Origin of the sequence: Bradyrhizobium sp. F1.13.3, from assembly GCF_040548265.1 — a bacterium.
Classification (GTDB): domain Bacteria; phylum Pseudomonadota; class Alphaproteobacteria; order Rhizobiales; family Xanthobacteraceae; genus Bradyrhizobium.
In genome coordinates this window covers 926736-952023 of the sequence record NZ_JBEPRI010000001.1, presented here as the reverse complement: position 1 = coordinate 952023, position 25288 = coordinate 926736, and the positions used below count along the sequence as shown (strand labels likewise).

Sequence of the window (25288 nt, the reverse complement as noted above, 5' to 3'; positions counted from 1 at the left end):
ATATAGCCGAGATCGGGTCTCAACCCAACTCAGGGCGCCTCATGGCAGATATCCAAGTCTTGTTGATCAGTGGCTTGCTGCTCAGTGGCTTGCTGCCCAGTGCCCTGCTGCTCAGTGTCTTCCTGCTCAGTGCAAGCGGTGGGGCCGGTCGTCGTCGCGCGGCGGCTCCGACAGGTTTGTCAGCGTCGGTGCCGACGGCGGCGACGAGACTTCGCCTCCTGCCGGCCCGGTGGCTTCCAAGGCGCGCGCCTGATCGCGATAGGATTTGTAGCCGAGCGGCAAAGCGAGGAGATACAGCACCGTGCCGATCGACAGCACGTGCCAGGGATAGGCGATCAGCAGCGCGATGAAGACGATGACTGCGACGAATGCAGGCAGCACCAGTTCGGGCGGCACCCGCATGCGCTTGGTCTTGCCGGAGAACACCGGCAGGCGCGACACCATCAGGAAGGCGATCAGCAGCGTATACGCAGCCGTCACCGCCGCAGGCAGCCGGCCGAGATCGAGGAACGCGATATAGATCGGCAGCAGCACCGTGATCGCGCCGGCCGGCGCCGGCACGCCGGTGAAGAAATTCGCGGCAAAGGCCGGCTTGTTGGGATCGTCCATGGTGGCATTGAAGCGCGCCAGCCTGAGGCCGCCAGAGATCGCGAACACCATGGCCGCGATCCAGCCGGCATTGCCGAGCTCGTGCAGCTGCCAGAAATACAGCATCAGGCCGGGCGCCACGCCGAAATTGACGAAGTCGGCGAGGCTGTCGAGCTCGGCGCCGAACTTGGACTGCCCTTTGATCATGCGCGCGATGCGGCCGTCGATGCCGTCGAGCGCCGCCGCGAACACGATGGCGTAGACGGCAAGCGACATCCGCCCCTCGATCGAGAGCCGGATCGAGGTCAGGCCGGCGCAGATCGCCAGCAGTGTGATGACGTTGGGCACCAGCATGCGCACCGGGATCGGGCGGAACCGCCGGCGGCGTACGTCTGGATCTCTAGAGTCGTAGGGCGTCATGGCTCGTCCTCACCTTGAGGCGAGATATAGCAAGCCGCGTTCCCCTCCGCCATTGCGGCGGAAGGCCCTTCAGGCCGACTTATTGGTTAATTGGCGCGATAGGCGCGGCTCGGGTCGTCTCCGGCGAGATCGGCCAGAATCGTCTCGCCGGCGATCGCGGTCTGCCCTTCCGAGACCAGCGCCTTGGTGCCCAGCGGCAGATAGACGTCGAGCCGCGAGCCGAAGCGGATCAGGCCGAAACGCTCGCCGGCGCCGATCGCCTGCCCCTCTTTGACGAAGCAGACGATGCGCTTGGCGACCAAGCCCGCGATCTGGATCACGCCGATCCGCGCCGTCGGCGTCGTGATCACCAGCGAGTTGCGCTCATTGTCCTCGCTCGCCTTGTCCAGTTCGGCATTGATGAACAGGCCGGGGCGGTAGGCAATACGGTCCACCCGGCCCGCGATCGGGCTGCGGTTCACATGGCAGTTGAACACGCTCATGAACACCGAGACGCGCGGCAGCGGCCGGTCGCCGAGCCCGAGCTCGGCCGGCGGCAGCGCCATGGTGATCATCGAGACACGGCCGTCGGCCGGCGACACCACGAGCCCCTCGCGCACCGGCGTCACCCTGACGGGGTCGCGGAAGAACAGCGCGCACCACACGGTCAGGATGGTGCCGATCCACCCCAACGGCGACCACAGCCAGAACAGGACGAGGCTTGCCAGCGCAAAGCCACCGATGAAGGGATAACCCTCCTTGTGGATCGGCGGGATCTGACGCTGGATCGAATCGAGAATGGACATCGCTATTGCCGCTCAGGGTTGATGGCGCAGGTCATCCCGCGCGGTGGTGTTGTTTAGGCCAGAGTTGGGACCGGAGACAAGGTCACTCCGCCGCGGCAGGCGTCGTCAGGACATCGGCGACCGGCGGAGGCTCCCGGTTGGGCGCCTCGCCGGGATCGGCCATCCTGGCCAGTTTCTCGCGCGCCGCCTCGGCCTCGCGCTGCCTGTTCCACATGCTGGCGTAAAGTCCCTCCTCCGCGAGCAGTTTCGCGTGGGTGCCGCGTTCGGCGATGCGGCCCTGGTCCAGCACGATGATCTCGTCGGCGCCGACTATGGTCGAAAGCCGATGGGCGATCACCAGCGAGGTGCGGTTCTTCGCCACGCGCTCGAGCGCGCCCTGGATCTCGTGCTCGGTGTGGGTGTCCAGCGCGGAGGTCGCCTCGTCCAGCACCAGGATCGGCGGCGCCTTCAACACGGTGCGCGCGATCGCGACCCGCTGTTTTTCGCCACCGGACAGTTTCAGGCCGCGCTCACCGACCTGGGTCTCGTAGCCTTTCGGCGCCATGCGGATAAAACGATCGATCTGCGCCAGCTGCGCTGCCTGCTCGACCTCGGCATCGCTGGCGTCCCAGCGACCGTAGCGGATGTTGTAGCGGATGGTGTCGTTGAACAGCACGGTGTCCTGCGGCACCATGCCGATGGACGCGCGCAAGCTCGCCTGCGTGACTTCGCGAATGTCCTGGCCGTCGATCAGGATCTTGCCGCCGGAAATGTCGTAGAGGCGAAACAACAGGCGTGAGATGGTCGACTTGCCCGCACCTGACGGTCCGACGATCGCGACCGTCTTGCCGGCCGGCACCTCGAAGCTGATGCCCTTGAGGATCGGACGGGACGGCTCATAGGCAAAGCGCACGTCCTCGAAACGCACATTGCCCGCGGAGACCACCAGCGGCTTCGCGCCCGGCGCATCCTTGATCTCGGCCTCGCGCCCCAGCACGTTGAACATCTTCTCGATGTCGATGATCGCCTGCTTGATCTCGCGATAGACCATGCCCATGAAGTTCAAGGGCTGGTAAAGCTGGATCATCATGGCATTGACCAGCACGAAATCGCCGACCGTGTTGGTGCCGTTGCGCACACCGATCGCGCACATCAGCATGGTCGCGGTCAGCCCCAGCGTGAAGATCACGGCCTGCCCGGTGTTGAGCACGGCAAGCGAAGTGTAAGCTTGGACGCTCGACTCCTCGTAACGCGCGACCGATCGGTCATAGCGCTGCGACTCACGGGTCTCGGCGCTGAAATATTTGACGGTCTCGTAGTTCAGCAGCGAGTCGATCGCCTTGGTGTTCGCCTCGGTGTCGGCATCGTTCATCTTGCGGCGGATGCCGATCCGCCACTCGGTCGCGATGTAGGTATAGTACATGTAGACCGCGACAGTGACGAGGGTCGCGAGCACGTAGCGCCAATCGAACTGCCACAGCAGCACGGCCATCAGCAGCGAGACCTCGACGATGGTCGGGATCAGCTGCAGGATCACCATGCGCACGATGACCTCGATACCCTCGCGGCCGCGCTCGAGCACGCGCGTCAGGCCGCCGGTCTTGCGCTCCAGGTGGAAGCGCAGCGACAGCTCGTGCATGTGGATGAAGGTGATGGTGGCGAGCTTGCGCACCGCATGCATGGCAACGCGCGCGAAAATGCCGTCGCGCCATTGCGTCAGCACCGCCATCACGATGCGCATCACGCCGTAGCTCGCGGTCAGCAGCAGCGGCGAGGCAATCACCCAAAGGTGCCAATTGTCGGCTTGCACCGGCGCCGTGTTGGCGCCGGTCAGCGCGTCGGTCGCCCATTTGAAACTGAAAGGAACCGTCAGCGTGATCAGCTTGGCAGCTAGCAGCAGCACCATCGACCAGACCACGCGCATCTTCAGGTCGAAACGGTCGCCCGGCCAGATATAGGGCCACAGATGCGCCAGCGTGCCCATCAGCGTGGCCCGCTCCAGCGGCCCCCCGGCGGGATCAGGAACGTTGGGGCCGGCGGGCGATTGAGCTTGGTCCATCAAGAAGCCTGAAAAGCCCGTCAGATGCGGGCTGCGTTGCCATTAAGGATTTTCGTTTGTCATATAGAGCCTTACCGATGCCCATGCACCCCGCCAGATGGCGAATCTTCGATTGTTCTTCGTCGTTTACCGGTAGATTTCCGGAAGTCCCGAATCACCGATTGGGCTTGACGCCTCTTCGCTGCAATGCATCATGGCACCAATGAGCACGATCAAAACCGTCTGTGTCTATTGCGGCTCCGGCCCAGGAACAAATCCCCGTTTCACCGAAGGCGCCAAGGCGTTCGGCAAGGCGCTCGCTGAGAACAACATCCGCCTCGTCTACGGCGGCGGCTCGCTCGGCCTGATGGGCTCGGTGGCGACCTCCGTGCTCGATCACGGCGGCACCGTCACCGGCATCATCCCCGATTTCCTGCGGATGCGCGAAAACGCGCTGACCCGCGTGCAGGAGATGATCGTCACCCCCGACATGCACGAGCGCAAGCGGCTGATGTTCGAACGCTCCGACGCCTTCGTGGCCTTGCCTGGCGGCGTCGGCACGCTGGAGGAACTGGTCGAGCAATTGACCTGGAAGCAGCTCGGACGTCACGCCAAGCCGGTGCTGCTGGCCAACATCGATAATTTCTGGGAGCCGCTGTTCTCGCTGCTCTCGCACATGCGTCAGACCGAGTTCATCCGCGCCGGGCTTTCGGTCGACATCCTCAAGGCCGATCGGATCGAAGAGATTTTGCCGAAGCTGAAGGCGGCTGCGGCACAGATCGACGATGCCGAAAAGCAGCTCGCCCCGGAAATGGCGCGCAAACTTTAGTCCGCGGGAAACGTCACCGCCTCGATCCGGTTACCATCGGGATCGACGACAAAGGCTGCGTAATAACGCACGCGATCGTGCGGGCGGATACCCGGCGCGCCGTCGGACGCGCCGCCGGCGGACAGCGCGGCGGTGTGAAAAGCATCGACCTCGGCGGTCGTCTTGGCCCGCAGGCAGATATGCACGCCGCTCTCCGGCGGCACGCGTGGCATGCCCTCGCGCAGATTGATCCAGAATTCGGGATAGGCCTTGCCAAAGCCGATCGTCCGCGGCCGCGTGACGACGCGCGTGAGCCCGAGGGCCCCGAGCGTCGCTTCGTAAAATGTCGCCGAAAGTTGCAGATCGCTGACGCCGACGGAGATGTGGTCGATCATGGGTCGCGCTCCCCTCTCTCCTCGTCATTGCGAGCGAAGCGAAGCAATCCAGACTGGCCCTGCGGAAGCACTCTGGATTGCTTCGTCGCTTCGCTCCTCGCAATGACGGCATTGATGGCGCCGCCATAGCTCACGTCACTATTCCCTACGCCGGCGCTCCCGACTTCACCAGCTTGTAGATCACCGAATCCATCAGCGCCTGGAACGAGGCGTCGATGATGTTGGGGGAGACGCCGACCGTGGTCCAGCTGTCGCCGTTCTCGTCCTCGCTCTCGATCAGGACGCGCGTGACCGCGCCGGTGCCGCCGTTGAGGATACGCACGCGATAGTCGATCAGCGTCAGGCCTTCGATATATTTCTGGTACTTGCCGAGATCCTTGCGCAGCGCGACGTCGAGCGCGTTGACGGGACCGTTGCCTTCGGCCGCCGAGATCAAATGCTCGCCGGCGACGTCGACCTTAACCACCGCCAGCGCCACGGTGACGCGCTCGCCATGCGAATTGTAGCGCTGCTCGACATTGACGTCGAACTGTTCGACCTCGAAATAATGCGGCACCTTGCCGAGCGTGCGCCGCGCCAGCAGCTCGAACGAGGCGTTGGCGGATTCATAGGCGTAGCCTTGCGCCTCGCGCTCCTTCAATTCCTCGACCAGCCGCGACAGCTTCGGATCGCTCTTCTCGTAGGCGATGCCGGCGCGGTCGAGCTCGGCGATGACATTGGAGCGGCCGGCCTGATCGGACACCAGGACCTTTCGGTGATTGCCGACCAGCTCCGGCAGGACATGCTCGTAGGTCTGCGGATCCTTCAGCACGGCGGAGGCGTGGATGCCGGTCTTCGTGACGAACGCGCTCTCGCCGACATACGCTGCATGACGGTTCGGCACGCGGTTGAGCATGTCGTCGAGCGTGCGCGACACCTTGACCAGGGTTGCGAGCTTTTCCGCCGTGACGCCGATCTCGAAGGCGTCGGCAAACTCGGCCTTCAGCTTCAAGGTCGGGATCAGCGAGCAGAGATTGGCGTTGCCGCACCGCTCGCCGAGGCCGTTCAGCGTGCCTTGGATCTGCCGCGCCCCGGCGCGCACCGCGGCCAGCGAATTCGCCACCGCCTGCTCGGTGTCGTTATGGGCGTGGATGCCGAGATGATCGCCGGGGATGTGCTTGGTCACCTCGGTAACGATGGCTTCCACCTCGTTCGGCATGGTGCCGCCGTTGGTGTCGCACAGCACCACCCAGCGCGCGCCGGCTTCATAAGCAGCTTTGGCGCAGGCGAGAGCGAAACTGGAATCCTCCTTGTAACCGTCGAAGAAATGCTCGCAGTCGAGCATCACCTCGCGGCCGGCGGCCTTTGCTGCTGCGACGCTGTCGCGGATCGAGGCGAGGTTTTCCTCCTTCGTCGTCTCCAGCGCCACGCGCACCTGATAGGCCGACGACTTCGCCACGAAGCAGATCGCGTCGGCTTTGGCTTCCAGCAGCCCGGCCACACCGGGATCGTTGGAGACCGACCGGCCGGCTCGCCGCGTCATGCCGAACGCAGTGAAGCGCGCATGCGAAAACTTCGGCTTGGTGCCGAAGAACTCGGTGTCGGTCGGATTGGCGCCGGGATAGCCGCCCTCCACATAGTCGATGCCGAGTTCATCGAGCATCTGGGCGATGATTTGCTTGTCGGTCAGCGTGAAATCGACGCCATTGGTCTGCGCACCGTCGCGCAGCGTGGTGTCGAACAGATAAAGGCGCTCCTTGCTCATTGCAGTGCTCCCGATGCGGGTCCGCTGCCGAGCGTCTTCTGCATTGTGGTGTTGGCCAGCCACTCGTCGTTGACGGTGATGCTGTTGCGCTGCATGGCGACATAGCCGCGCTTGGCGAAAAAGCCCTGCGCGTTGTCGCTGGCGTCGACCGTCAGCTTGTCGGCACCGCGGCCGCCCGCAAGCTTTTCCAGCGCATCGACCAGCATCGTCGCGAGGCCCTGCCCGGCCACGGCCGGATGCACATAGAGCATGCGGATATGATCCTTGCCGCGCAGCGACGCAAAGCCCACGGGCGATCCCTCCAGCGTTGCGATCAGCGTCAGGTCGGAGGCGAGTCGCTTGCCGAACTCTTCGTCCTCCGCCGCCGTCATCCAGGCCTGCTGCTGCGCTTCGTTATAGTCGTCGCCGGTCAGCTCTTCGATGCTGGCCGTGAAGATCGCGGCGAGAACCGGCACGTCCTCCGGCAGGAAGGGCCGCAGGCCGGGCTTGGGGAGTGCTTGTGCCATCGTCTTCACCACATCCCATAGAGTTTCAGCGCCAGCGCCACGGCAGCGCCGAGCAGCAGGATTTTCAGCGCGATGTAATAGAACCAGTGCCGCGGAAAGGGCGTGTCGGGCCGCTTCATCGCGCGACCTCCCACGTCGTCCCTTCCTTGGAATCCTTGATCGCAACGCCCATCGCGGCAAGCAGATCGCGGATACGATCGGACTCCGCAAAGTCCTTGCGCGCTCGCGCTGCTGTCCGCTCCGAGATCAGCCGCTCGACTTCCTTGGCATCGACGCCGCTCGCCAGCTGCTTGCGCCCTTCCCACTGCGCGGCACTCTCGGAGAGAAAGCCGAGCAGACGCAACGAACCCCCGAGAGCACCAACATCGCTGCCGCGCAGGCCATGCAGCGCCGTAATCGCCAGCGGCGTGTTGAGGTCGTCGAGCAGCGGCTCGACCACTGACGGGGCGGGCTTGCCGGCCGTGACGTCAGCCGCAACCCGATACCAGTCGTCGAGCGTCTTGGCGCTCTCCTCAAGCGACTTCATCGTCCAGTCGATCGGCGAGCGGTAATGCGTCTTGAGCATATTCAGGCGCAACACTTCGCCCGGCCAATCCGCGAGCAGCTCGTGAATCGTGACGAAATTGCCGAGCGATTTCGACATCTTCTCGCTCTCGACCTGCAGGAAGCCGTTATGCATCCAGTAATTCGCCATCCGCTCCCGGTGGAAGGCGCAGCAGGTCTGCGCGACCTCGTTCTCGTGATGCGGAAACACGAGATCGATGCCGCCGCCATGGATGTCGAAGTGCTCGCCGAGATGCTTCCAGGCCATGGCCGAGCACTCGACGTGCCAGCCCGGGCGCCCCTGCGCGGTTATGCCGGCCGGTGACGGCCATGACGGCTCGCCGGGCTTGGACGGCTTCCACAGCACGAAGTCGGTGTTGCCCTTCTTGTAGGGCGCGACATCGACGCGGGCGCCGGCAACCATCTCGTCCAGCGAGCGGTTGGACAGCGCGCCATAGCGCGGCAGCCCGGAATCGGCCGCGTTCATCGCCTGCGGCGAGAACAGCACGTGATCCTCGGCAGCATAAGCAAAGCCGCCGGCGACCAGCCGTTCGATGATCTCGCGCATTTCGCCGATGTGTTCGGTGGCGCGCGGCTCGACGCTCGGCCGCAGCGCACCGAGTGCGTCGACATCAGCGTGAAACTGTCTGCCGGTCTGCTCCGTGACTTTTCGGATCGCCTCGTTCAGCGGCAGGCCGGGAAAATCGCGCGCGGCGCGGTCGTTGATCTTGTCGTCGACGTCGGTGATGTTGCGGACATATTTGACGTGCGCCTCACCGTAGAGATGGCGCAGCAGTCGGAACAGCACGTCGAACACGATCACCGGCCGGGCATTGCCGATATGGGCGAAGTCATAGACGGTCGGTCCGCAGACATACATGCGGACGTCCTTGGCATCGAGCGGCACGAAGGTGCGCTTTTCCCGGCTCAGCGTATCGTAAAGGCGCAATTCCATAAGGATACCCGTCGGCTGTTGGCCGGGCGTCCAGTGCTCTCAATGGTTTTGAGAAAAGACGGCTCCAGCCAGCGAATCGCTAGCTCGTAATCTCGCGGCAAATGGCGCAAATGACGAGGAGACCGTTCATAACGGAACATATGGGCTATGAGGCGGCCCCGCGTCAAGAGAGCCGGGAAATGCCGTTTTATCTCCGCTATGCGCAGCCGCCACGCATAGATGGTTCATCTCCTTAACCATTTGAGCCCATTCTGGAACTGGCAGTTCCTTCTTTTTTGCCCCGGTGTTTTTATGCGATCATTGCTCGCGCTCATTTCCTGCGCCTCCATCCTTGTTGTTTCCAGCGCTCTCGCCGAGACCCGCGTCTTCATCATCCCCAACCAGGCGGACGGTTACGGCATCGATCAGTGCCTGGCCAAGAGCGACAAATGCGGCGCGCAGGTCGCCCGCACCTACTGCCAGTCACGCGATTTTGCCCAGGCTTCGGCCTATCGCCGGGTCGATCCCGACGAAATTACCGGCTCTGTCCCCAAATCCGGCGCAAACTGCTCCCATGGCCATTGCGATGAATATGTCGCAATCACCTGCCAGCGCTGAATTCGCTCGGAACTGGCGTACTTTAGGCCCAATCGCTGGCCTCTGAAACGACGTGACGATGCCGCAGGAAGCGGCTATGGGAGGGCGCGCTTCGGCCCCCCACATCACGCGTGGCCGTGACCTCGCTAGAATGGCGGATATGCCTGAATTTTTGTCTCTCTCCCGTGCTCGCTCGATCCTTGCCTGCGCCGTGCTCTTGAGCACGGTCGTGCTCGCTAATGGTGCCTCCGCACAGGCCGGCCCGCCGGGACCGCCGCCTCCGCCCGGCCAGAACGGGCTCGGACCGAACCCGATGTGCGCGCGTCTGGAAGGCCAGCTCGCCGGTCTCGATCGTGGCGGCGGCGGTGATCCCGCGCGCGAAGACCAGATCCGCCGCTATCAGGAATCCCAGACCAAGCAGCAGGCCGAGCTCGACCGCGTCACCATGCAGGCCAAGCGCATGGGTTGCGATTCCTCCGGCTTCTTCTCGCTGTTCAGCGGCCAGTCGGCGCAATGCGGTCCGGTCAATACCCAGATCCAGCAGATGCGCGCCAACCTGGACCAGATCACCGGCAATCTCGAACGCCTGCGCGGCGGCGGCCCCGGCGGCTTCAGTCCCGAGCGTGACAACCAGCGCCGCTCGGTGCTGGCAGCGCTGGCGCAGAACAATTGCGGCCCGCAATATGCCAACGCAGCGCAGTCGCAAGGCGGCGGCAACTTCCTGAGCAATCTGTTCGGCGGCAACAACCCCAACAATCCGCAAGGCGTGCCGCCGTCCGATCTCGGCCCGCAATCAGGGACCTATCGCACCGTGTGCGTACGCACCTGCGACGGCGCTTACTTCCCTGTCTCGTTTGCGACCGTGCCGGCGCGCTTCCCCGACGACGAGAAGACCTGCAAGGCGCTGTGCCCGGCCGCCGAAGCCGTGCTCTACACCCATCGCAATCCCGGCGAAGACATGAACTCCGCGGTCTCCACCAGCGGCCAGCCCTACACGGCGCTGCCAACCGCGTTTAAATTCCGCAGCGAGTTCAACCCGTCCTGCTCCTGCAAGGCCGCGGGCCAGACCTGGGCCGATGCGCTCAAATCTACCGACGACAAGGCGTCGGCAGAGCAGCAGGGTGACATCATCGTCACCGAGGAGAGCGCCAAGAAGATGCAGCAGCGGCAGCTCAACAAGGGCACGCCCGCGAATGCCAAGAAGGGCGCGGCTCCGGCGACGGCAACCGCGCCGGCAGCAACGCCGCCGGCGGAAACGGGCACCCCCGCGACCTCGTCCGAGAACAAGCCGATCCGCTCGGTCGGGCCGAGCTTCCTGCCGCAGCAGCAGAAGTAGGTCACCACGCACAACTGTCATGCCCCGCGAAGGCGGGCATCCAGTACTCCGTGTCATCACTTGGGTTTCGACAACGCCCGCCGCGGCGTACTGGATCATCCGCCTTCGCGGATGATGACGGCGTCGTACGTGGCGACAGCGTCCATCCACGAACTTCGGCCAGCCTCACCCTTCGAACGCGTCGATCGAGGCTTTGCTCCCGCGCGATACCAGCGTCTCGTCCGGGGCGGCGAGCTGCTCGCCTTTGTCGCGAAAACGGTTGGTGATGGGATAGCGGCGGTCGCGGCCGAAATTCCTGGCCGTGACCTTGACGCCGGGGGCAGCCTGGCGGCGCTTGTATTCGGCGACATTGAGGAGACGATCGATGCGGATGACCGTCTCGCGGTCGAAGCCGGCGGCGATGATCTGGTCGAGCGGCTCTTCGCGCTCGATGAGACGCTCCAGGATGGCATCGAGCACGTCGTAAGCCGGCAACGAATCCTGGTCGGTCTGGTTCTCGCGCAGCTCCGCGGTCGGTGGACGCGTGATGATGTCAGGCGGGATCACCTCACCGGCCGGCCCCAGCGCCCCCTCGGGTTTCCACGAATTGCGCAAGCTTGCCAGCCGAAACACCTGCGTCTTGTAGATGTCCTTGATCGGATTGAAGCCGCCGTTCATGTCGCCGTAGAGCGTGGCGTAGCCGACCGACATTTCCGACTTGTTGCCGGTTGTCACCACCATCAGTCCGGTCTTGTTGGAGATCGCCATCAGCAGCGTGCCACGGGTGCGGGCCTGGAGATTTTCCTCGGTGACATCGGGCGGCAGATTCTTGAAGACGCCGGACAGGATGGTCTCGAACCCATTCACCGCCTCCGCGATCGGCAGCACCTCGTAGCGGATGCCGAAATGGCCGGCGAGCTCGCCGGCGTCCGCAATCGAGCTTGCCGCGGTGTAGCGATAAGGCAGCATCACGCCATGCACCTGATCGGCACCGAGCGCATCGACCGCAATCGCTGCGCACAGCGCGGAGTCGATGCCGCCGGAAATCCCGAGCAGCACACCGGGAAAGCCATTCTTGGCGACGTAGTCGCGCAGACCCAGCACGCAGGCCGCGTAGTCGGCGTGGTCGCCCTCGGGCTGCGCGGCGATCGGACCGGTGCAACGCCAATCGTCGCCGCTTCTCGCGAAGCGCAGTGTGGTAATACTTTCCGCGAACGCCGGCAATTGCGCCGCGAGCGAAAGGTCGCCGTTGAGCGCGAAGGAAGCACCGTCGAACACCAGCTCGTCCTGGCCGCACACCTGGTTGAGATAGACCAGCGGCAAGCCGCTCTCGGTGACGCGCGCGACCGCGACCGACAAACGCACGTCGGCCTTGTTGCGGGCGTAAGGAGATCCGTTCGGCACAAGGATGATCTCGGCGCCAGTCTCGGCCAGCGTCTCGACCACGTTCTCGTAGTCCTCGGACTCCTCCAGCCAGATGTCCTCGCAGATCGGCACACCGATACGCACGCCGCGGACGGTGACGGGGCCGGCCGCGGGGCCGCGCGAAAACAGCCGCTTCTCGTCGAACACGCCGTAGTTCGGCAGATTGCATTTGAAGCGCAAGCCAGCGATACGGCCGCCATCGAGCAACGCGCAGGCATTGTAGAGCCTGCCCTCCTCGACCCAAGGCGTGCCGACCAGCATGGCCGGCCCGCCATCGGCGGTCTCGCGCGCCAGCGCTTCGATCGCAGCGCGGCAGGCGGCCTGAAACGAAGGCTTCTGCACCAGATCTTCCGGCGGGTAACCGGCGATGAACAATTCCGGAAACAGCACGAGATCGGCGCCGTCGGCGGCTGCCTGCACGCGCGCTGCGCGCGCTTTCGCGGCATTGCCGTCGATGTCGCCCATGGTCGGATTGAGCTGGGCGAGCGTGACCGCGAATGCGTTGAGACGTTCGGTCATGGCGCTCCGATCAGAGCATGATCCGGAAAAGTGTGAAGCGGTTTTCCGAAAAGATCATGCCCAAAAAACAGTCTAAAGCGCGATACGCGCTTTAGAGAAATCCCAAACGCTCGATGATGGCGATGATCCAGAACGCGCCGGCCATCAGGAGCGCAATACCGACCGCGGCCGAGCCCATGTCCTTGACCCGTCCGATCTGCTTGTCGTGATCCATGGTCAGCCGGTCGGCAAGCTTCTCGATCGCAGTATTGAGCAGCTCGACCACCAGCACGAACGCGACCGCGCAGATCAGCTCGACCGCGCGCATCGCGGTCGCGCCGACGAACCATGCGAGCGGCAGCGACAACAGGAGCGCAACGATCTCCTCGCGGACGGCCTGCTCCGAGCGGAACGCAAAGGCCAGACCGTTACGGGAATTGATCGTGGCCTTCCAGATTCGCAGCAAGGTCTTAGAGCCCCGCTGCGGCCGGCATCGGCCTGACCTTGCCTGCGCGTTCCTGCTTGAGCAGTTCTGCGACCAGGAAAGCCATGTCGATGGATTGCTCGGCGTTGAGCCGGGGATCACAGACCGTGTGATAGCGGTCGTTGAGATCCTCGTCGGTGATCGCGCGGGCGCCGCCGAGGCACTCGGTGACGTCCTGACCGGTCATCTCCAGATGCACGCCGCCGGCATGGGTGCCTTCCGCGGCGTGGATCGCGAAGAACGACTTCACCTCGGACAGGATGCGGTCGAAAGGCCGCGTCTTGTAGCCTGACGTCGAGGTGATGGTGTTGCCGTGCATGGGATCGCACGACCAGACAACCACCTTGCCCTCGCGCTTCACGGCGCGGATCATGTTCGGCAGGTGCTCGCCGATCTTGTCGGAGCCGAAGCGGCCGATCAGCGTCAGCCGGCCCGGTTCGTTGTCGGGATTGAGCACGTCGATCAGCTTCAGCAGCTCGTCGGGCTTGAGCGACGGGCCGCACTTGAGCCCGATCGGATTCTTGATGCCGCGGAAATATTCGATATGGCCGTGGTCGAGCTGGCGGGTGCGGTCGCCGATCCAGATCATGTGCCCCGAGGTCGCGTACCAGTCGCCGGTGGTGGAATCGACGCGGGTCATGGCCTGCTCGTAGCCGAGCAGCAGGGCCTCGTGGCTGGTGTAGAAATCAGTGGCGCGCAGCTCGGGGTGCGCCTCGAGATCGAGGCCGCAGGCGCGCATGAAATTGAGCGCATCGGAGATGCGATCGGCCAATTCCTTGTAGCGGCGGGACTGCGGACTATCCTTGAGGAAGCCGAGCATCCACTGATGCACGCTGCCGAGATTGGCGTAGCCGCCGGTCGCGAACGCACGCAACAAATTCAGCGTCGCGGCCGACTGGCGATAGGCCATCAGCTGGCGCTGCGGATCGGGGACGCGCGCTTGCTTGGTGAAGGCGATGTCGTTGACGATGTCGCCGCGATAGCTCGGCAGCTCGACACCGTCGATCTTCTCGGTCGACGAGGACCGGGGTTTTGCGAACTGGCCGGCGACGCGCCCGACCTTCACCACCGGGACGGCGCCGGCATAAGTCAGCACCACCGCCATCTGGAGCAACACGCGAAAGAAGTCGCGGATGTTATTGGCGCCGTGCTCGGCAAAACTCTCGGCGCAGTCGCCGCCCTGCAGCAGGAAGGCCTCACCGGCCGCGACCCGAGCCAGCGCCTTCTTCAGATTGCGCGCCTCGCCCGCGAACACCAGCGGCGGAAAGGTCGCAAGCTGCGCCTCGACGTCGGCCAGGGCCTTGGCGTCGGGATAATCGGGCACCTGTAGCACCGGCTTGCTGCGCCAGGACTCGGGCGTCCACCGCTCGGACATCGCAATCTCTCCGTAAAGCAAAAAGCACAACCTGATCTGTGGGTTGCGAGGGTCGCCTTATACACAGGCTGGCCACCGGCCGCCAGTTGTAAATCCGTCTGGCACTGCAAAGCCTTGCGGGGAAAGCCAAATTCGCATTTGCTGGGAAACGGCTCGGAACTGGCAAGATACCTTCGGCCCATGGACATGGCACTGGACGACGTTTTCATCGACGAGATCAGCTTCCCGGCGACCGACGGGTATGCGCTGAGCGGTACGCTATTCTTGCCCCGCGGCACCAAACGTCATGCCGTGTTGGTCAATTCGGCGACCGCCGTCCCGCGAAAAATCTATCGCGGCTTTGCCTCCTATCTCGCCCATCGCGGCTGCGCGGTCCTGACCTACGACTATCGCGGCATCGGCGACTCCCGGCTGCCGGCGATGGTCGGCTACAACCAGCCGAAATCGCTGGTCGGCTTCAAGGCCTCGATGTCGGACTGGGCCGCGCTCGACGTCAGCGCCGCGGTGCACTGGATGCGCGAGCGCTACAATACCCTGCCCTTGGCCTATGTCGGTCACTCCTTTGGCGGCCAGGCGCTCGGGCTGATCGCCAACAACACGGAGATTTCGCGCGCCGCGTTCGTGGCCTCGCAGGCGGCGACCTGGCGGCTGATGACGTCGCCGGAAAAATACCGCGTCTTCGCCTTCATGAATTTTGTCGGCGTGCCGCTCGTCCACGCGCTCGGTTACGCGCCGGGCTGGGCCGGCATCGGTGAGGATCTGCCCAAGGGCGTCTTCCTGCAATGGGCCGAGTGGGTCTCGAGCCCCCGTTATCTCTTCGATTCAAAGCTGCCGGCGCTGGAGAATTTCGCCAAGTTCAAGGGCGAGCTGCGCACACTCTGCTTCTCCGACGATCCCTGGGCGACGCGGCCGGCGGTCGAGCTGCTCGCGCGCGGATTCACCGCGATCAAGCCGGAGGTAATCAACGTGAAGCCGTCCGACGTCGGCGCCAAGGCGATCGGCCATTTTGGCTTCTTCCGCCCCGACCATCGCGACACATTGTGGCGCAGCGTCGCGGAGTGGATCCAGGGAGAGTAGACGGCGCTTACCGGATGATCGTTGTCAGCGACGAGTAGCGCTTGTTCGGCTTGGCTTCGCCCGGTGCGAATTGCGCAAAGGCGTCGCTGACGCGGACGGCCGGCGGCGTGTCGCCGGCGAAACGAAACTCCTTCGGCCGCGGCGCGTAGAAGCTGGCGCTGTAATAGGCTTCGTCGAAGCGCGCCTCGCCGATCCCGAACATTGCGTCGCACGCGAACAGAAGTGCGTACACTCCCGCGATCGCGACGACGACCTCCCTGAGAACTGACATGCTGATGCCCTACCCTGTTGCAGGCAGAATGCACGCCGGTTCCAAAGCCGGGGTTTAAGGCCGCATAGTTCTTGTTCGCAGGGTTTGCCGCCGCTGAGCGGAATGCAGACAATTTTATCGATCTCGAAAAAAAGAGCCCGCCTGTAGTCAGGCGGGCTCCAGGCTTGGCCGCTCGGGAGGTATCAAACGGCCAGATTCATCCAGACAGCCTTTGGCTCGGTGAAATTGTCGAGCGCGGCGGTGCCGTGCTCGCGGCCGAGGCCGGAGTCGCGCTCGCCGCCCCAGGGCAGCCGCACGTCGGTATAGCCATAGGTGTTCATCCAGACCGTGCCCGCGCGCGCCCGCTTGGCGAAGCGCTGCAGCCTGCCGATGTCGCGGCTCCAGACGCCGGCGGCGAGGCTGTAAGCCGTGCCGTTGGCAATCCGCAAAGCGTCGGCCTCGTCCTTGAACTTGATGACGCTGACGACGGGGCCAAAGATCTCCTCCTGCGAGATCCGCATCTCGTGCGCGACATTCGCGAACACCGCGGGGCTGATGAAGTAGCCGCGATCGCCGACCTTCTCACCACCGGTGACGAGGGTCGCACCCTCCTTGCGGCCGATCTCGACATAGTCGAGGACCGACTTCATCTGCTTCTCGGATATGACCGGGCCGAGCGTCGTCTTGCGGTCGAGCGGGTCGCCGATCCTGAGCGACTTTGCGCGCGCCGCCAGTCGTTCGACGACCTCGTCATAGGCCTTCTCCTGCACCAGCACGCGCGAGCCGGCCGAGCAGACCTGGCCGGCATTGAAGAAGATGCCGGAAGCCGCAGCTTTCGATGCGGCTTCGAGATCGGCATCGTCGAAAATGACGTTGGCCGACTTGCCGCCCAGCTCAAGCGAGACGCGCTTGAAATTGCTTGCGGCGCCCTTCATGATTCCCCGCCCCACACCGGGAGAGCCGGTGAAGGTGACCTTGTCGACGTCGGGGTGATTGACCAGCGCGTCGCCTACGACGCGGCCGGGGCCAGTGACCACGTTGAAGACGCCCGCCGGCAGGCCGGCTTCGAGCGCGAGCTCGGCGATGCGCAGCGCCGACAGCGAGGTCAGCTCGGCCGGCTTCATCACGATGGTGCAGCCGCAGGCCAGCGCCGGCGCGAGCTTCCACATCCCGATCATCAGCGGGAAATTCCAGGGCACGACGCCGCGACCACGCCGACCGGTTCGCGCACGGTGTAAGTCAGGGCATCATCGCGCACGGGCACGACGTCGCCGCTGATCTTGTCGGCCCAACCGGCGTAGTAGATCAGCGTGTCGACGGCGGCCGGAAAATCCTGCCGCGATGTCGCGGCGATCGGCTTGCCCGCATCGATCGACTCGAGTTCGATGATCTCCTCGGCGTGAGCCTTCAGCAGCTCAGCCCAGCGCAGCAGGATCTGGCCGCGTTCGGACGCCCGCATCGTGCGCCATGGGCCTTCGAAAGCCCGGCGCGCGGCGGCGACCGCATGCTCCACATCGGCCTCGTTGCCTTCGGCGACGACGGCGATGACCTGCCCGGTGGCCGGATTGAGCGACTTGAAGGTGCGACCGGAGCTTGCGGGGATGCGGCGGCCGTCGATCAGCAGATGCTGTGGCCGGGACATGAACTCGGTGGCCGGCGAGTGTGCAAAGTCATATGCAACAGACATCATATTTCCTCCCGTTCTGGTATACAGACTAGGCGCCTATGGACTGGAGTAAATATGATATGAATTGCAAATGGATCGCCGTCATATGAAGTTTAGTTCATAAGGAGGCCCAATGCTTCAGATCGAGATCGAGGCCGTCTGGCGGTTTCGCCGCGAGGGCAATCCGCGCACCGCCATCGTCATGCTCGGGGTCCTCAACGAGATCAGGAGAACCGGGAAGATCACCAGCGCAGCCAAGGACGCGCACCTCTCCTATCGCCACGTCTGGAATCTGATCGAGCAATGGTCGGAGTTCTTCGGCACGCCGCTGGTGGAAACCCAGCGCGGCAAGGGCTCAAAGCTCACACCGTTCGGCGAGCGGCTGGTGTGGGCGGGCGAGCGCATGCAGGCCCGCCTCGGACTTCAGCTCGAAAATCTGGCGCAGGAGCTGGCGAACGAGATCAAGCCGTTCCTCGAGCAGCGCCCGTCGGTGATCCGCGTGCATGCCAGCCACGGTTTTGCGGTCGCAAAACTGCGCGAATTCCTCGACCGCGAGCCCGGCATCGGCGTCGATCTCCGCTATGTCAGCAACCAGCATTCGCTGGTCTCGCTGGCGCAGGGTGCCTGCGATCTCTCCGGCCTGCATCTGCCACACGGCGCGCTGCGCGCCCAGGGCATCAAGGCTGCGCGCGAATGGCTGGATCCGCGCGAGGATCGCATCATCAGCTTCGTCACGCGCGAAATGGGATTGATGGTCGCGCGCGGCAATCCACTGCGCATCGCTTCGCTCGATGATCTCACCGGACCAAAAGTCCGCTTCGTCAACCGCGACCACGATTCCGGCACGCGGCTTCTGTTCGACCAACTGCTCGCGGCAAGCGGAATTGACGAGAGCCGCATCAACGGCGCGCAGCAGATCGAGTTCACCCACGCCGCGGTTGCAGCCTATGTCGCGAGCGGCATGGCCGATGCGAGTTTCGGCGTCGAAGCCGCCGCCCGGCATTTCGGGCTCGATTTCATCCGGCTCCTCACCGAGGATTATTTCTTCGTCTGCAAGCGCGCGTTCCTGGACACCGGGCCGATGCGACGCATCCTGGAGATCATCCGCAGCGCCGATTTTCGCGCGGCCGTCGCCACCCTGCCGGGTTATGTGCCGTCGGACACCGGCACCGTCACCGGCGTGAAGGCGTTTCTGGAGATGCACGCCGTGCGATGATGCCGGAGGATTCCATCGCCTGTCCGCGCCGGTCAGATCGCCGGCTCGTCCTTCAGCGCCGACATGACCTGCTCGCCCTGGGCGGTCAGGCGATACGTCACCAGCGGACGGCTCGACGGAGGCTTTCGCGCGAGCTCGACGATGTAGCCGCGCACCATCAGGGCTTCGAAGCTGCCGTAATAGCCGAACATGCTGATCTGGTTCTGCCTGAGCAGCTTGAACTCGCGCAAAAGACGTATCTCGTTGCCCGACAGCAGCGACCGGCGCACGCGCTGAACGAACCGCGCGCGCTGCTCGAACCAGGCCTGGTCCGGCAGTTCGTGCGAGGCTGGTGCCGGGGCCCGTTCGCAGGGACGCGCGTCCTGCGCAATTTCGACCGTCACCTGCGGCAAGCAGGGCATGCTGCTGCTGACAACCGCGTCCTTCGCGACGTCAAGCAACGCGAGCGGCCAGCGCCGCTTGTTGTCCACCATGACCGGCGGTGGCACGACGCTGTCGCGCACCAGCTGCTCGAAGCGTCCGGCGGTCACGCCGACATAGGCAGCCGCGCGACGGCGATCGACCAGACGCGTGTCCGGCGCGACCTCGCAAACAATGTTCTCGTCCACCCCGGATCCCCTCGCGCCTCGTTGCGCATGGCATGACGGTCCGGCGGGGCCGGCCAAGCCGGCGGCGAACCTAGGTGGGAGAAGCGCGCTCGAAAAGCAGAGAATTTCGTACATGTTGATGCCGTTTCGGCAACAGCTATAGTCCAGCCGGGGGTCCCATGCGCTTTCACTCACCGGCCATCCAGTACTTCCACGCCGTCCGCCGCACCGGTTCGATCCGGGCCGCCGCGCGCCTGCTGAACGTTGCCTCCTCGGCCGTAAGCCGCCAGATTCTCAAGCTTGAACAGGAGGTTGGATCACCGTTGTTCGAGCGCAATGCGCGCGGCCTGACGCTGACGACGGTCGGCGAGATGTTGGCCCGGCATGTCATGAACGTGCTCCAGGATCTCGACCGCTTCCGCTCGGACGTCGCGTCCCTGTCGGGGACTTGGCACGGCACCGTCAGCATTGCCTGCATCGAGTCGCTCACGGAGTCGGTGCTGCCGGACCTGATCGCCTCACATCGCGGCCGGGCCCGGCGCGTCAGTTTCACCACCGAGGTGAAGGGATCGTCGGATGTGCTGGAGGCTTTGAGCCGCGGCGAGGCCGACATCGGCATCGCCATGGCGCTGCGGCATCCGCCGGACCTGCGCCAGGTCGCCTTGAAACGGTTTCGCCTGGGTGCTGTCGTCGCGCGCGAGCATCCGCTGGCGCGCGGCAAGACGGTCACGCTGACCCAATGTCTCGCCTTTCCCGTCATCCACGCGCTGCCGGAGCTGTCGATCTATCATCTGCTCCAGCCGCTGATCGCGCAGCTGTCCGAGACGCCGGAGCCTGCGATCCAGGCCAACTCGATCGACCTGATGCGCGAGCTCGCCGCGCGCGGCGTCGGCGTCGCCTTCCAGACCCAGCTCGGCATCGGCCGGCTGTCACGCGACAGCCGGCTCGTCTTCCTGCCGCTCGACAATGCCGGCAGCCCGGTCTGGTCCGACCTCGGCATCTACGTTCGCGCCGAGCGCACCCTGCCCGCCTACACGGAATCCTTCCTGCAAGAGCTGGTGCGCGAATTGGGCGAGCGCGAGCGGCAGGAAAACGCGGCCTACCCGCAGATCGCCTGATCAGGCGCCGCCGGTCGAGTGCTCAGCCGTGGCCGGCTCCCTTGCGCTGGCCGCTCTCGCTGAGGCGGTCGACCCAGGCGATGCCAATGGCGGAGATGATGAAGGTCAGATGGATCAGCACCTGCCACATCACGCCGCTCTCAGTGAAATTGCTACGCGTCGTGCCGAGATTGCCCGCCTCGATGAAGGTCCTGAGCAGCGAGATCGAGGAGATGCCGATAATCGCCATCGCAAGCTTGATCTTGAGCACGCTGGCGTTGACATGGCTGAGCCATTCCGGCTCGTCCGGATGACCGCTGAGGTTCAGTCGCGAGACGAAGGTCTCGTAACCGCCGACGATCACCATCACCAGCAGGTTCGAGATCATCACGACGTCGATCAGCCCGAGCACGACCAGCATGATCTGTTGCTCGCTGGCGTCGAACGAGTGCACGACCAGGTGCCAGAGCTCCTTCAGGAACAGCAGCACATAGACGGCCTGCGCAACGATCAGGCCGACATAAAGCGGAACTTGCAGCCAGCGCGAGCCAAAGATGAGTTGGGCGAACGCGCCGATTTGCGGCGCCGGCACGGAAACCGCCGAAGGTGCTTTGGGTTCGGACGTCATTGATCACTCCGGATGATAGACAGACGTTGCCTCAGAGACTCGCGATCACAGGCGCGAGCTCGAGCGACCCGCGATAGATCATCTCGAAGGCGACGTAAACGATGATGGCGAGGCCGACATAGCCGATCCAGCGCTGCTTCTGGAGCACGCGGCCGAGCAAATCGGCGGCGACGCCCATGAGCGCGACCGACAATAACAGGCCGAAGGCGAGGATGTAGGGATGCTCGCGCGCAGCGCCCGCGACCGCGAGCACGTTGTCGAGCGACATCGAGACGTCGGCGGCGACGATCTGCACGGCCGCCTGTCTGAAGGTCTTGCGGGAGGCAGGAGCAGCGCTGCTGCCGCCGTGGCTGAACGCGAACTCGTTCGCATGCGCGGACTGCTCGCGCAGCTCCCGCCACATCTTCCAGCATACCCAGAGCAGCAGCACGCCACCGGCGAGCAATAGCCCGATCACTTGCAGAAGCTGGGTCGCGACGCCGGCAAAGACGATGCGCAGGGCGGTGGCGGCGATGATGCCGACGACGATTGCGCGCCGCCGCTGCTCGGCCGGCAGGCCCGCTGCGGCAAGGCCAATGACGACGGCATTGTCGCCGGCGAGCACGAGGTCGATCAGGACGACCTGAAACAGCGCGGTCAGCGCTTCGGTTGTGATGAATTCAGTCATGATTGGTCATTTTTCGGTGCGGACGAATCGAGCCAGTGCGGCTTCTTCCGCTCGACCCAATCCAAAACCTTGGCGCGCGAGGATCGCAGCGCGGGCACGTCTTCAGCGAGCAAAGCCAGGCCGAGCGGGAGCATCCAGACGCCGAGCACCGGCAGGAAGGAGAGCACGCCGCCGACAATGAGCAGCGCGCCCGAGGGAATTCTCACCCAGCGGCTGGACGGCTTGAGCAGATAGGTGACGGTGTCGCCCATGCGCGGCGGCAGGCGAAGGACAAGCTTGTCGAGGCGCGGGTCGCCGCCGGCCATCTGGCCGGTAGCGCCCGCAGTCCCTGTCTTATCCTCGTCCGAAACTGCGCTCATGCTTATTCCTCGGCGGCGATGCGCTGATCGGCACGCACTGCACCCGGCGCCACCTGCTTTGCGCGCGGCAGCACCAGCGTCAGCAAGCGCAACAGCTTGATCGCCTGCACTTCATGGGGATGCACGTCCTCGTCCGCGGCCGCGACGCGCTCCGACAGTTCCATCAAATGAGCCGACAGCGGCAGGTCCGAAACCGGACGCAAATTGTCGATCACCACATTGGCGAAATCCGGTTCTTCGAGACGTTCGGCAAGCTCGTCGAACATCGCGTAGAGCCGGTCGTCAGACATGTGCGGTGCCAGCTTGCGATCCCGGATGAAACGGACGACCTCGTCGCGTTCGACCGGCGAAACTTGCCGGTCGGCGACCGCAACCAGCGCGCCGACGATCACCAGCGCTACCGCAGCCTGCTCGTTCAGGCTGGACGGCTCCGTGATCTCGATTTCGATCGGATTTGAATGCTTGGCGTCGGACATCGTTGCTCCCGTATCTTGCGAAATGACCGCACGGGGCTGCGATGGGGACGATTGGGTCGGAGAGACTCTCAAGAAGGCCCGACGATCGGCCGATCCATCGCATTCGCGCGGGACAGGTCATCCGACATCGCGAGGTTTTGCCGACAATGTCGACTTCCTCGCCAGAGGGGCCCGGATTCTTGTTCCTTTCACACATAAAGGTGGGGCCGTCGGAATCAAGGCGCCGCGACTGCGACCAGCCGCCGCATCGGTTCCGTGTTGCCACGTTGGCTAAGCAGTTCTGCGTGCTCCGCACCTGCGATCATGTCTTTTGCTGTCATCGCCCGCGCAGGCGGGCGATCCAGTACTCCGAGACGTCCGTAGTTTGTCGAGAAGCCGCAGCGTACTGGATTCCCCGCCTGCGCGGGGAATGACAGCGGAGTGCGGAGCGCTCAGCCTACCCCGTCCGCTCGACAAGATTCGCCCGCGAGGGCGACGGCTCGAACCTATCGCCGAAATATTGCGTCTCGTGCGCCACCAGGCCGTCGCGGAATTCCATGATGCTCACGACGTAAGACGGCACAGTGTCATAGGTCAGCACGAACTCGCTCACCCAGAGATCGTTAGCGCCGACGATTCGCCGAACCGTGAAGCGCTTCTTGTTCGGCTGCACGAACCGGCTCTGCTGGATGTTGCTGCGACCGCGGATCCGCTCGCCGGACTGCGGATAGTCGAGCACCGCGTCCTCGCGATAGATGTCGTGCTCGGCCTCGAAATCGTTCGCATCCGAAGCGATCCAATGGCGCTGAAGCGCGGCCAGCTTGCCCTGATCATCCATCGTGATCTCCCGTTGTCCCGACTGCGTCCTCGTTACGCCATTTCAGATTGGCGCGCAGGGAGCCGGTGACAAGACTTGCTCGCAACCTCTAACAACGACTAACGAGCCAAAAAGGCCCTCCGGATGCAAGGATGATGGCAGAGCCGCGCAGTGATTGGGGAACCCGCAATGGCACGTCTGCTTTCGGTCAATGTCGGTCTGCCGCGTGACGTCGCCTGGCAGGGTCGGACCGTCCACACCGGCATCTGGAAGGCGCAGGTCACAGGCCCGCGCAGGGTGCGCCGGCTCAACATCGATGGCGACGGCCAGGGTGATACGGACGGTCATGGCGGCGAACATCGTGCCGTATTCGTCTATCAGGACGAATCCTATCGGTACTGGCAGGAGCATCTGGGTCGATCGAACCTCGTTCATGGCCAGTTCGGTGAGAACTTTACGGTTGAGGGCCTCGCCGACACCAACGTGTGCATCGGAGACCGCTACAGGATCGGCTCCGCGCTGTTCGAAGTGACGCAACCGCGCGTCACCTGCTACCGGCTCGGCATTCGCATGGACGAGCCGGACATGGCCGCGCTGCTCGTCAGGCACGGCCGGCCCGGGTTCTATTTCCGTGTGATCGAGGAAGGCGACGTCGAAGCCGGCGACGAGATCACGCAGATCGCCGTGGGACCCGAGCGCATGAGCGTGTTCGAGATCAATGCGCTGCTTTACACGCCGCCGCATCCGCGCGAACGCCTGGAGCGCGCGCTGCGGATTCCCGCGCTGAGCCGCGGCTGGCAGCGTTCCTTCGAGGCGCTGCTCCAGCAGCAGAAGGACAACAAGACCGCGGGAAACGCCGGGCTTGGGCCGGCGTCGAGCCCAGCTCCGGCCTGGCGCGGATTCCGCTCCTTTCGCGTGGCGCGCAAGATCGCGGAAAGCGGTAACGTGACGTCGCTGATCCTCGAACCTGCCGACGGACATCCCGTGGCGACCGCGCTGCCCGGTCAATACGTCGTCATCAGGCTCGAGCCTTCCGCTGCGCAGGCGATGACGCGCAGCTATTCGCTGTCGAGCGGCTCCGATGCAACGTCCTATCGCATCAGCATCAAGCGCGAAGCGCACGGCGCCGCCAGCCGCTACATCGCCGACGAGCTGCTGGCCGGCGCTGCCGTGCAGCTCGGTGCGCCGCGCGGCAGTTTCACGCTTCGACGAGGGGCCCGGCCCGTCGTCCTGCTGAGCGCCGGCATCGGCGTCACCCCGGTGCTCGCAATGCTCCACGCGCTCGCGGCGGAAGCGACGACGCGGGACGAGTGGTGGCTGCATGGCGCCCGCAACGGCCGCGAACAGGCGTTCGCCGCCGAGGCGCGCGAATTGCTAAGTGGGCTCTCTCATCACCGTAGCCACGTCTGCTACAGCGCGCCTGACCCGGGCGATCGTCTCAATGTGGAGTTCGATACAGCCGGACATCTCGACGCACGCCTGCTCCAGAGTCTGAGCGTGCCGCGTGACGGCGATTTCTATCTGTGCGGACCGGCAGCTTTCATGAGCGATCTGAAAGCTGGCCTCACCACGTTAGGCATCGCACCGGATCGCATCCACACCGAATTGTTTGGCGCCGGACCATCCTTGACGCCCGGCATAGCGTCCTCCCCGCAGAAGCGAGCGCATGCGCCGGTCGGCGCCCCCGGCCCCGGCCCGATGGTTTCGTTCGCCCGCAGCGGCCTCAACGTGTGCTGGGGACCGGCCTACGCCAGCCTGCTGGAGCTGGCCGAAGCCTGCGATGTCCCCGTGCGCTGGTCGTGCCGGACCGGCGTCTGCCATAATTGCGAGAGCGGATTGATCGCGGGGACGGTCGACTATGCGCCGGATCCGCTCGATCCGCCGGCGGACGGCAATGTCCTGATCTGCTGCTCATGCCCCCGCAACGACGTCGTGATTGATCTATAAAAGTGGAGACCTGTTATGCGAGGTGGCGCCCCGGCCTCCTTGCGTTGTGGGACCAGGGCCGCAAGGAGCATTTTCATCCCTACGGCAA

The 25288-nt window shown here is 64.4% G+C and carries 24 protein-coding genes and 1 pseudogene; 7 read left to right on the top strand and 18 right to left on the bottom strand.

The window, feature by feature from the left end:
* Positions 1-126 precede the first annotated feature (126 nt).
* From ABIB66_RS04315 to ABIB66_RS04305, 3 genes are all read right to left on the bottom strand, one after another.
* Positions 127-1008, bottom strand: coding sequence for a CDP-alcohol phosphatidyltransferase family protein (locus ABIB66_RS04315; RefSeq protein ID WP_354254180.1), 882 nt, complete (start codon positions 1006-1008; stop codon positions 127-129).
* Between the two features lie 86 nt (positions 1009-1094).
* Positions 1095-1793, bottom strand: coding sequence for a phosphatidylserine decarboxylase (locus tag ABIB66_RS04310; protein WP_275167429.1), 699 nt, complete (start codon positions 1791-1793; stop codon positions 1095-1097).
* Between the two features lie 82 nt (positions 1794-1875).
* Positions 1876-3831 (bottom strand): ABCB family ABC transporter ATP-binding protein/permease, encoded by a 1956-nt coding sequence (locus ABIB66_RS04305; protein ID WP_354204302.1) that lies wholly within the window; start codon positions 3829-3831, stop codon positions 1876-1878.
* Positions 3832-4033: 202 nt separating this feature from the next.
* Between ABIB66_RS04305 and ABIB66_RS04300 the strand changes: the two genes are divergently transcribed.
* A complete protein-coding gene (locus ABIB66_RS04300; RefSeq protein ID WP_275167431.1) occupies positions 4034-4639 on the top strand; it encodes an LOG family protein in 606 nt (201 codons plus the stop codon).
* Here the strand turns inward: ABIB66_RS04300 and ABIB66_RS04295 are convergent.
* The 4 genes from ABIB66_RS04295 to cysS form a co-directional block, all read right to left on the bottom strand.
* The gene (locus tag ABIB66_RS04295) at positions 4636-5013 is read right to left on the bottom strand and encodes a VOC family protein (protein ID WP_354204305.1); all 378 of its coding nucleotides are present in this window, start codon (positions 5011-5013) and stop codon (positions 4636-4638) included. The two genes, ABIB66_RS04300 and ABIB66_RS04295, sit on opposite strands and share 4 nt — an antisense overlap.
* Positions 5014-5158: 145 nt before the next feature.
* Positions 5159-6757 (bottom strand): citramalate synthase, encoded by a 1599-nt coding sequence (cimA, locus tag ABIB66_RS04290; protein WP_354204307.1) that lies wholly within the window; start codon positions 6755-6757, stop codon positions 5159-5161.
* Positions 6754-7263: a GNAT family N-acetyltransferase gene (locus tag ABIB66_RS04285; RefSeq protein ID WP_354055631.1), complete on the bottom strand. Its 510-nt coding sequence runs from the start codon at positions 7261-7263 to the stop codon at positions 6754-6756. The genes cimA and ABIB66_RS04285 overlap by 4 nt, the downstream gene beginning before the upstream one ends.
* Positions 7264-7378: 115 nt before the next feature.
* Positions 7379-8761, bottom strand: coding sequence for a cysteine--tRNA ligase (gene cysS / locus ABIB66_RS04280; RefSeq protein WP_354204309.1), 1383 nt, complete (start codon positions 8759-8761; stop codon positions 7379-7381).
* A 291-nt stretch (positions 8762-9052) separates the two neighbouring features.
* Between cysS and ABIB66_RS04275 the strand changes: the two genes are divergently transcribed.
* Positions 9053-9358, top strand: a complete 306-nt coding sequence (locus ABIB66_RS04275; protein ID WP_354204575.1) for a hypothetical protein — start codon at positions 9053-9055, stop codon at positions 9356-9358.
* Between the two features lie 130 nt (positions 9359-9488).
* Positions 9489-10673: a DUF2865 domain-containing protein gene (locus ABIB66_RS04270; protein ID WP_354254178.1), complete on the top strand. Its 1185-nt coding sequence runs from the start codon at positions 9489-9491 to the stop codon at positions 10671-10673.
* Positions 10674-10838: 165 nt separating this feature from the next.
* Here the strand turns inward: ABIB66_RS04270 and ABIB66_RS04265 are convergent, their stop codons facing one another.
* The 3 genes from ABIB66_RS04265 to ABIB66_RS04255 all read right to left on the bottom strand — a co-directional run bounded on the left by ABIB66_RS04265 (position 10839) and on the right by ABIB66_RS04255 (position 14434).
* Positions 10839-12596 carry an NAD+ synthase gene (locus tag ABIB66_RS04265; RefSeq protein WP_354254177.1) on the bottom strand — a complete coding sequence of 586 codons (1758 nt, stop codon included), beginning with the start codon at positions 12594-12596 and terminating at the stop codon, positions 10839-10841.
* Positions 12597-12687: 91 nt separating this feature from the next.
* Positions 12688-13041, bottom strand: coding sequence for a diacylglycerol kinase (locus ABIB66_RS04260; protein ID WP_275167439.1), 354 nt, complete (start codon positions 13039-13041; stop codon positions 12688-12690).
* Positions 13042-13045: 4 nt separating this feature from the next.
* Positions 13046-14434 (bottom strand): class II 3-deoxy-7-phosphoheptulonate synthase, encoded by a 1389-nt coding sequence (locus tag ABIB66_RS04255; protein WP_354204316.1) that lies wholly within the window; start codon positions 14432-14434, stop codon positions 13046-13048.
* 180 nt (positions 14435-14614) lie between these two features.
* Between ABIB66_RS04255 and ABIB66_RS04250 the strand changes: the two genes are divergently transcribed.
* The gene (locus tag ABIB66_RS04250; protein WP_354204318.1) at positions 14615-15511 is read left to right on the top strand and encodes an alpha/beta hydrolase family protein; all 897 of its coding nucleotides are present in this window, start codon (positions 14615-14617) and stop codon (positions 15509-15511) included.
* A gap of 7 nt (positions 15512-15518) precedes the next feature.
* On the opposite strand, the gene ABIB66_RS04245 is transcribed toward ABIB66_RS04250, so the two are convergent.
* Together ABIB66_RS04245 and ABIB66_RS04240 are read right to left on the bottom strand one after the other, a co-directional pair.
* Positions 15519-15782: a hypothetical protein gene (locus tag ABIB66_RS04245; RefSeq protein WP_354204319.1), complete on the bottom strand. Its 264-nt coding sequence runs from the start codon at positions 15780-15782 to the stop codon at positions 15519-15521.
* Positions 15783-15964: 182 nt separating this feature from the next.
* Positions 15965-17448: pseudogene (locus ABIB66_RS04240) on the bottom strand (aldehyde dehydrogenase family protein).
* Between the two features lie 112 nt (positions 17449-17560).
* Between ABIB66_RS04240 and ABIB66_RS04235 the strand changes: the two are divergent.
* Positions 17561-18643 (top strand): substrate-binding domain-containing protein, encoded by a 1083-nt coding sequence (locus ABIB66_RS04235; protein WP_354204320.1) that lies wholly within the window; start codon positions 17561-17563, stop codon positions 18641-18643.
* A 32-nt stretch (positions 18644-18675) separates the two neighbouring features.
* On the opposite strand, the gene ABIB66_RS04230 is transcribed toward ABIB66_RS04235, so the two are convergent.
* Positions 18676-19251, bottom strand: coding sequence for a hypothetical protein (locus tag ABIB66_RS04230; RefSeq protein WP_354204321.1), 576 nt, complete (start codon positions 19249-19251; stop codon positions 18676-18678).
* Between the two features lie 158 nt (positions 19252-19409).
* Between ABIB66_RS04230 and ABIB66_RS04225 the strand changes: the two genes are divergently transcribed.
* Complete coding sequence (locus ABIB66_RS04225; RefSeq protein ID WP_354204323.1) at positions 19410-20348, top strand: LysR family transcriptional regulator; 939 nt, start codon at positions 19410-19412, stop codon at positions 20346-20348.
* Positions 20349-20370: 22 nt separating this feature from the next.
* Here the strand turns inward: ABIB66_RS04225 and ABIB66_RS04220 are convergent, their stop codons facing one another.
* From ABIB66_RS04220 to ABIB66_RS04200, 5 genes are all read right to left on the bottom strand, one after another.
* Positions 20371-20955, bottom strand: coding sequence for a TIGR00645 family protein (locus tag ABIB66_RS04220; protein ID WP_007608795.1), 585 nt, complete (start codon positions 20953-20955; stop codon positions 20371-20373).
* A gap of 31 nt (positions 20956-20986) precedes the next feature.
* Positions 20987-21622, bottom strand: a complete 636-nt coding sequence (locus tag ABIB66_RS04215) for a TerC family protein (protein ID WP_063992876.1) — start codon at positions 21620-21622, stop codon at positions 20987-20989.
* The gene (locus tag ABIB66_RS04210; protein ID WP_275167444.1) at positions 21619-21981 is read right to left on the bottom strand and encodes a hypothetical protein; all 363 of its coding nucleotides are present in this window, start codon (positions 21979-21981) and stop codon (positions 21619-21621) included. The genes ABIB66_RS04215 and ABIB66_RS04210 overlap by 4 nt, the downstream gene beginning before the upstream one ends.
* A 2-nt stretch (positions 21982-21983) precedes the next feature.
* Entirely contained in the window at positions 21984-22457 is a 474-nt protein-coding gene (locus ABIB66_RS04205; protein WP_275167445.1) for a tellurite resistance TerB family protein, read from the bottom strand.
* A gap of 436 nt (positions 22458-22893) precedes the next feature.
* Positions 22894-23274: a nuclear transport factor 2 family protein gene (locus tag ABIB66_RS04200; protein ID WP_354204327.1), complete on the bottom strand. Its 381-nt coding sequence runs from the start codon at positions 23272-23274 to the stop codon at positions 22894-22896.
* A 168-nt stretch (positions 23275-23442) separates the two neighbouring features.
* Between ABIB66_RS04200 and ABIB66_RS04195 the strand changes: the two genes are divergently transcribed.
* Positions 23443-25200, top strand: a complete 1758-nt coding sequence (locus ABIB66_RS04195) for an MOSC domain-containing protein (RefSeq protein ID WP_354254175.1) — start codon at positions 23443-23445, stop codon at positions 25198-25200.
* Positions 25201-25288 lie beyond the last annotated feature (88 nt).

What these genes read in the sequence shown, in the direction of transcription:
- ABIB66_RS04255 (WP_354204316.1), bottom strand. Translation starts at nt 14,434, where the DNA reads ATGTCCGAGCGGTGGACGCCCGAGTCCTGGCGCAGCAAGCCGGTGCTA.
- ABIB66_RS04215 (WP_063992876.1), bottom strand. Translation starts at nt 21,622, where the DNA reads ATGACTGAATTCATCACAACCGAAGCGCTGACCGCGCTGTTTCAGGTC.
- ABIB66_RS04305 (WP_354204302.1), bottom strand. Translation starts at nt 3,831, where the DNA reads ATGGACCAAGCTCAATCGCCCGCCGGCCCCAACGTTCCTGATCCCGCC.
- ABIB66_RS04200 (WP_354204327.1), bottom strand. Translation starts at nt 23,274, where the DNA reads ATGGATGATCAGGGCAAGCTGGCCGCGCTTCAGCGCCATTGGATCGCT.
- ABIB66_RS04220 (WP_007608795.1), bottom strand. Translation starts at nt 20,955, where the DNA reads ATGACGTCCGAACCCAAAGCACCTTCGGCGGTTTCCGTGCCGGCGCCG.
- ABIB66_RS04275 (WP_354204575.1), top strand. Translation starts at nt 9,053, where the DNA reads ATGCGATCATTGCTCGCGCTCATTTCCTGCGCCTCCATCCTTGTTGTT.
- cimA (WP_354204307.1), bottom strand. Translation starts at nt 6,757, where the DNA reads ATGAGCAAGGAGCGCCTTTATCTGTTCGACACCACGCTGCGCGACGGT.
- ABIB66_RS04295 (WP_354204305.1), bottom strand. Translation starts at nt 5,013, where the DNA reads ATGATCGACCACATCTCCGTCGGCGTCAGCGATCTGCAACTTTCGGCG.
- ABIB66_RS04235 (WP_354204320.1), top strand. Translation starts at nt 17,561, where the DNA reads ATGCTTCAGATCGAGATCGAGGCCGTCTGGCGGTTTCGCCGCGAGGGC.
- cysS (WP_354204309.1), bottom strand. Translation starts at nt 8,761, where the DNA reads ATGGAATTGCGCCTTTACGATACGCTGAGCCGGGAAAAGCGCACCTTC.
- ABIB66_RS04225 (WP_354204323.1), top strand. Translation starts at nt 19,410, where the DNA reads ATGCGCTTTCACTCACCGGCCATCCAGTACTTCCACGCCGTCCGCCGC.
- ABIB66_RS04285 (WP_354055631.1), bottom strand. Translation starts at nt 7,263, where the DNA reads ATGGCACAAGCACTCCCCAAGCCCGGCCTGCGGCCCTTCCTGCCGGAG.
- ABIB66_RS04265 (WP_354254177.1), bottom strand. Translation starts at nt 12,596, where the DNA reads ATGACCGAACGTCTCAACGCATTCGCGGTCACGCTCGCCCAGCTCAAT.
- ABIB66_RS04250 (WP_354204318.1), top strand. Translation starts at nt 14,615, where the DNA reads ATGGACATGGCACTGGACGACGTTTTCATCGACGAGATCAGCTTCCCG.
- ABIB66_RS04195 (WP_354254175.1), top strand. Translation starts at nt 23,443, where the DNA reads ATGGCACGTCTGCTTTCGGTCAATGTCGGTCTGCCGCGTGACGTCGCC.
- ABIB66_RS04210 (WP_275167444.1), bottom strand. Translation starts at nt 21,981, where the DNA reads ATGAGCGCAGTTTCGGACGAGGATAAGACAGGGACTGCGGGCGCTACC.
- ABIB66_RS04270 (WP_354254178.1), top strand. Translation starts at nt 9,489, where the DNA reads ATGGCGGATATGCCTGAATTTTTGTCTCTCTCCCGTGCTCGCTCGATC.
- ABIB66_RS04300 (WP_275167431.1), top strand. Translation starts at nt 4,034, where the DNA reads ATGAGCACGATCAAAACCGTCTGTGTCTATTGCGGCTCCGGCCCAGGA.
- ABIB66_RS04205 (WP_275167445.1), bottom strand. Translation starts at nt 22,457, where the DNA reads ATGTCCGACGCCAAGCATTCAAATCCGATCGAAATCGAGATCACGGAG.
- ABIB66_RS04315 (WP_354254180.1), bottom strand. Translation starts at nt 1,008, where the DNA reads ATGACGCCCTACGACTCTAGAGATCCAGACGTACGCCGCCGGCGGTTC.
- ABIB66_RS04245 (WP_354204319.1), bottom strand. Translation starts at nt 15,782, where the DNA reads ATGTCAGTTCTCAGGGAGGTCGTCGTCGCGATCGCGGGAGTGTACGCA.
- ABIB66_RS04310 (WP_275167429.1), bottom strand. Translation starts at nt 1,793, where the DNA reads ATGTCCATTCTCGATTCGATCCAGCGTCAGATCCCGCCGATCCACAAG.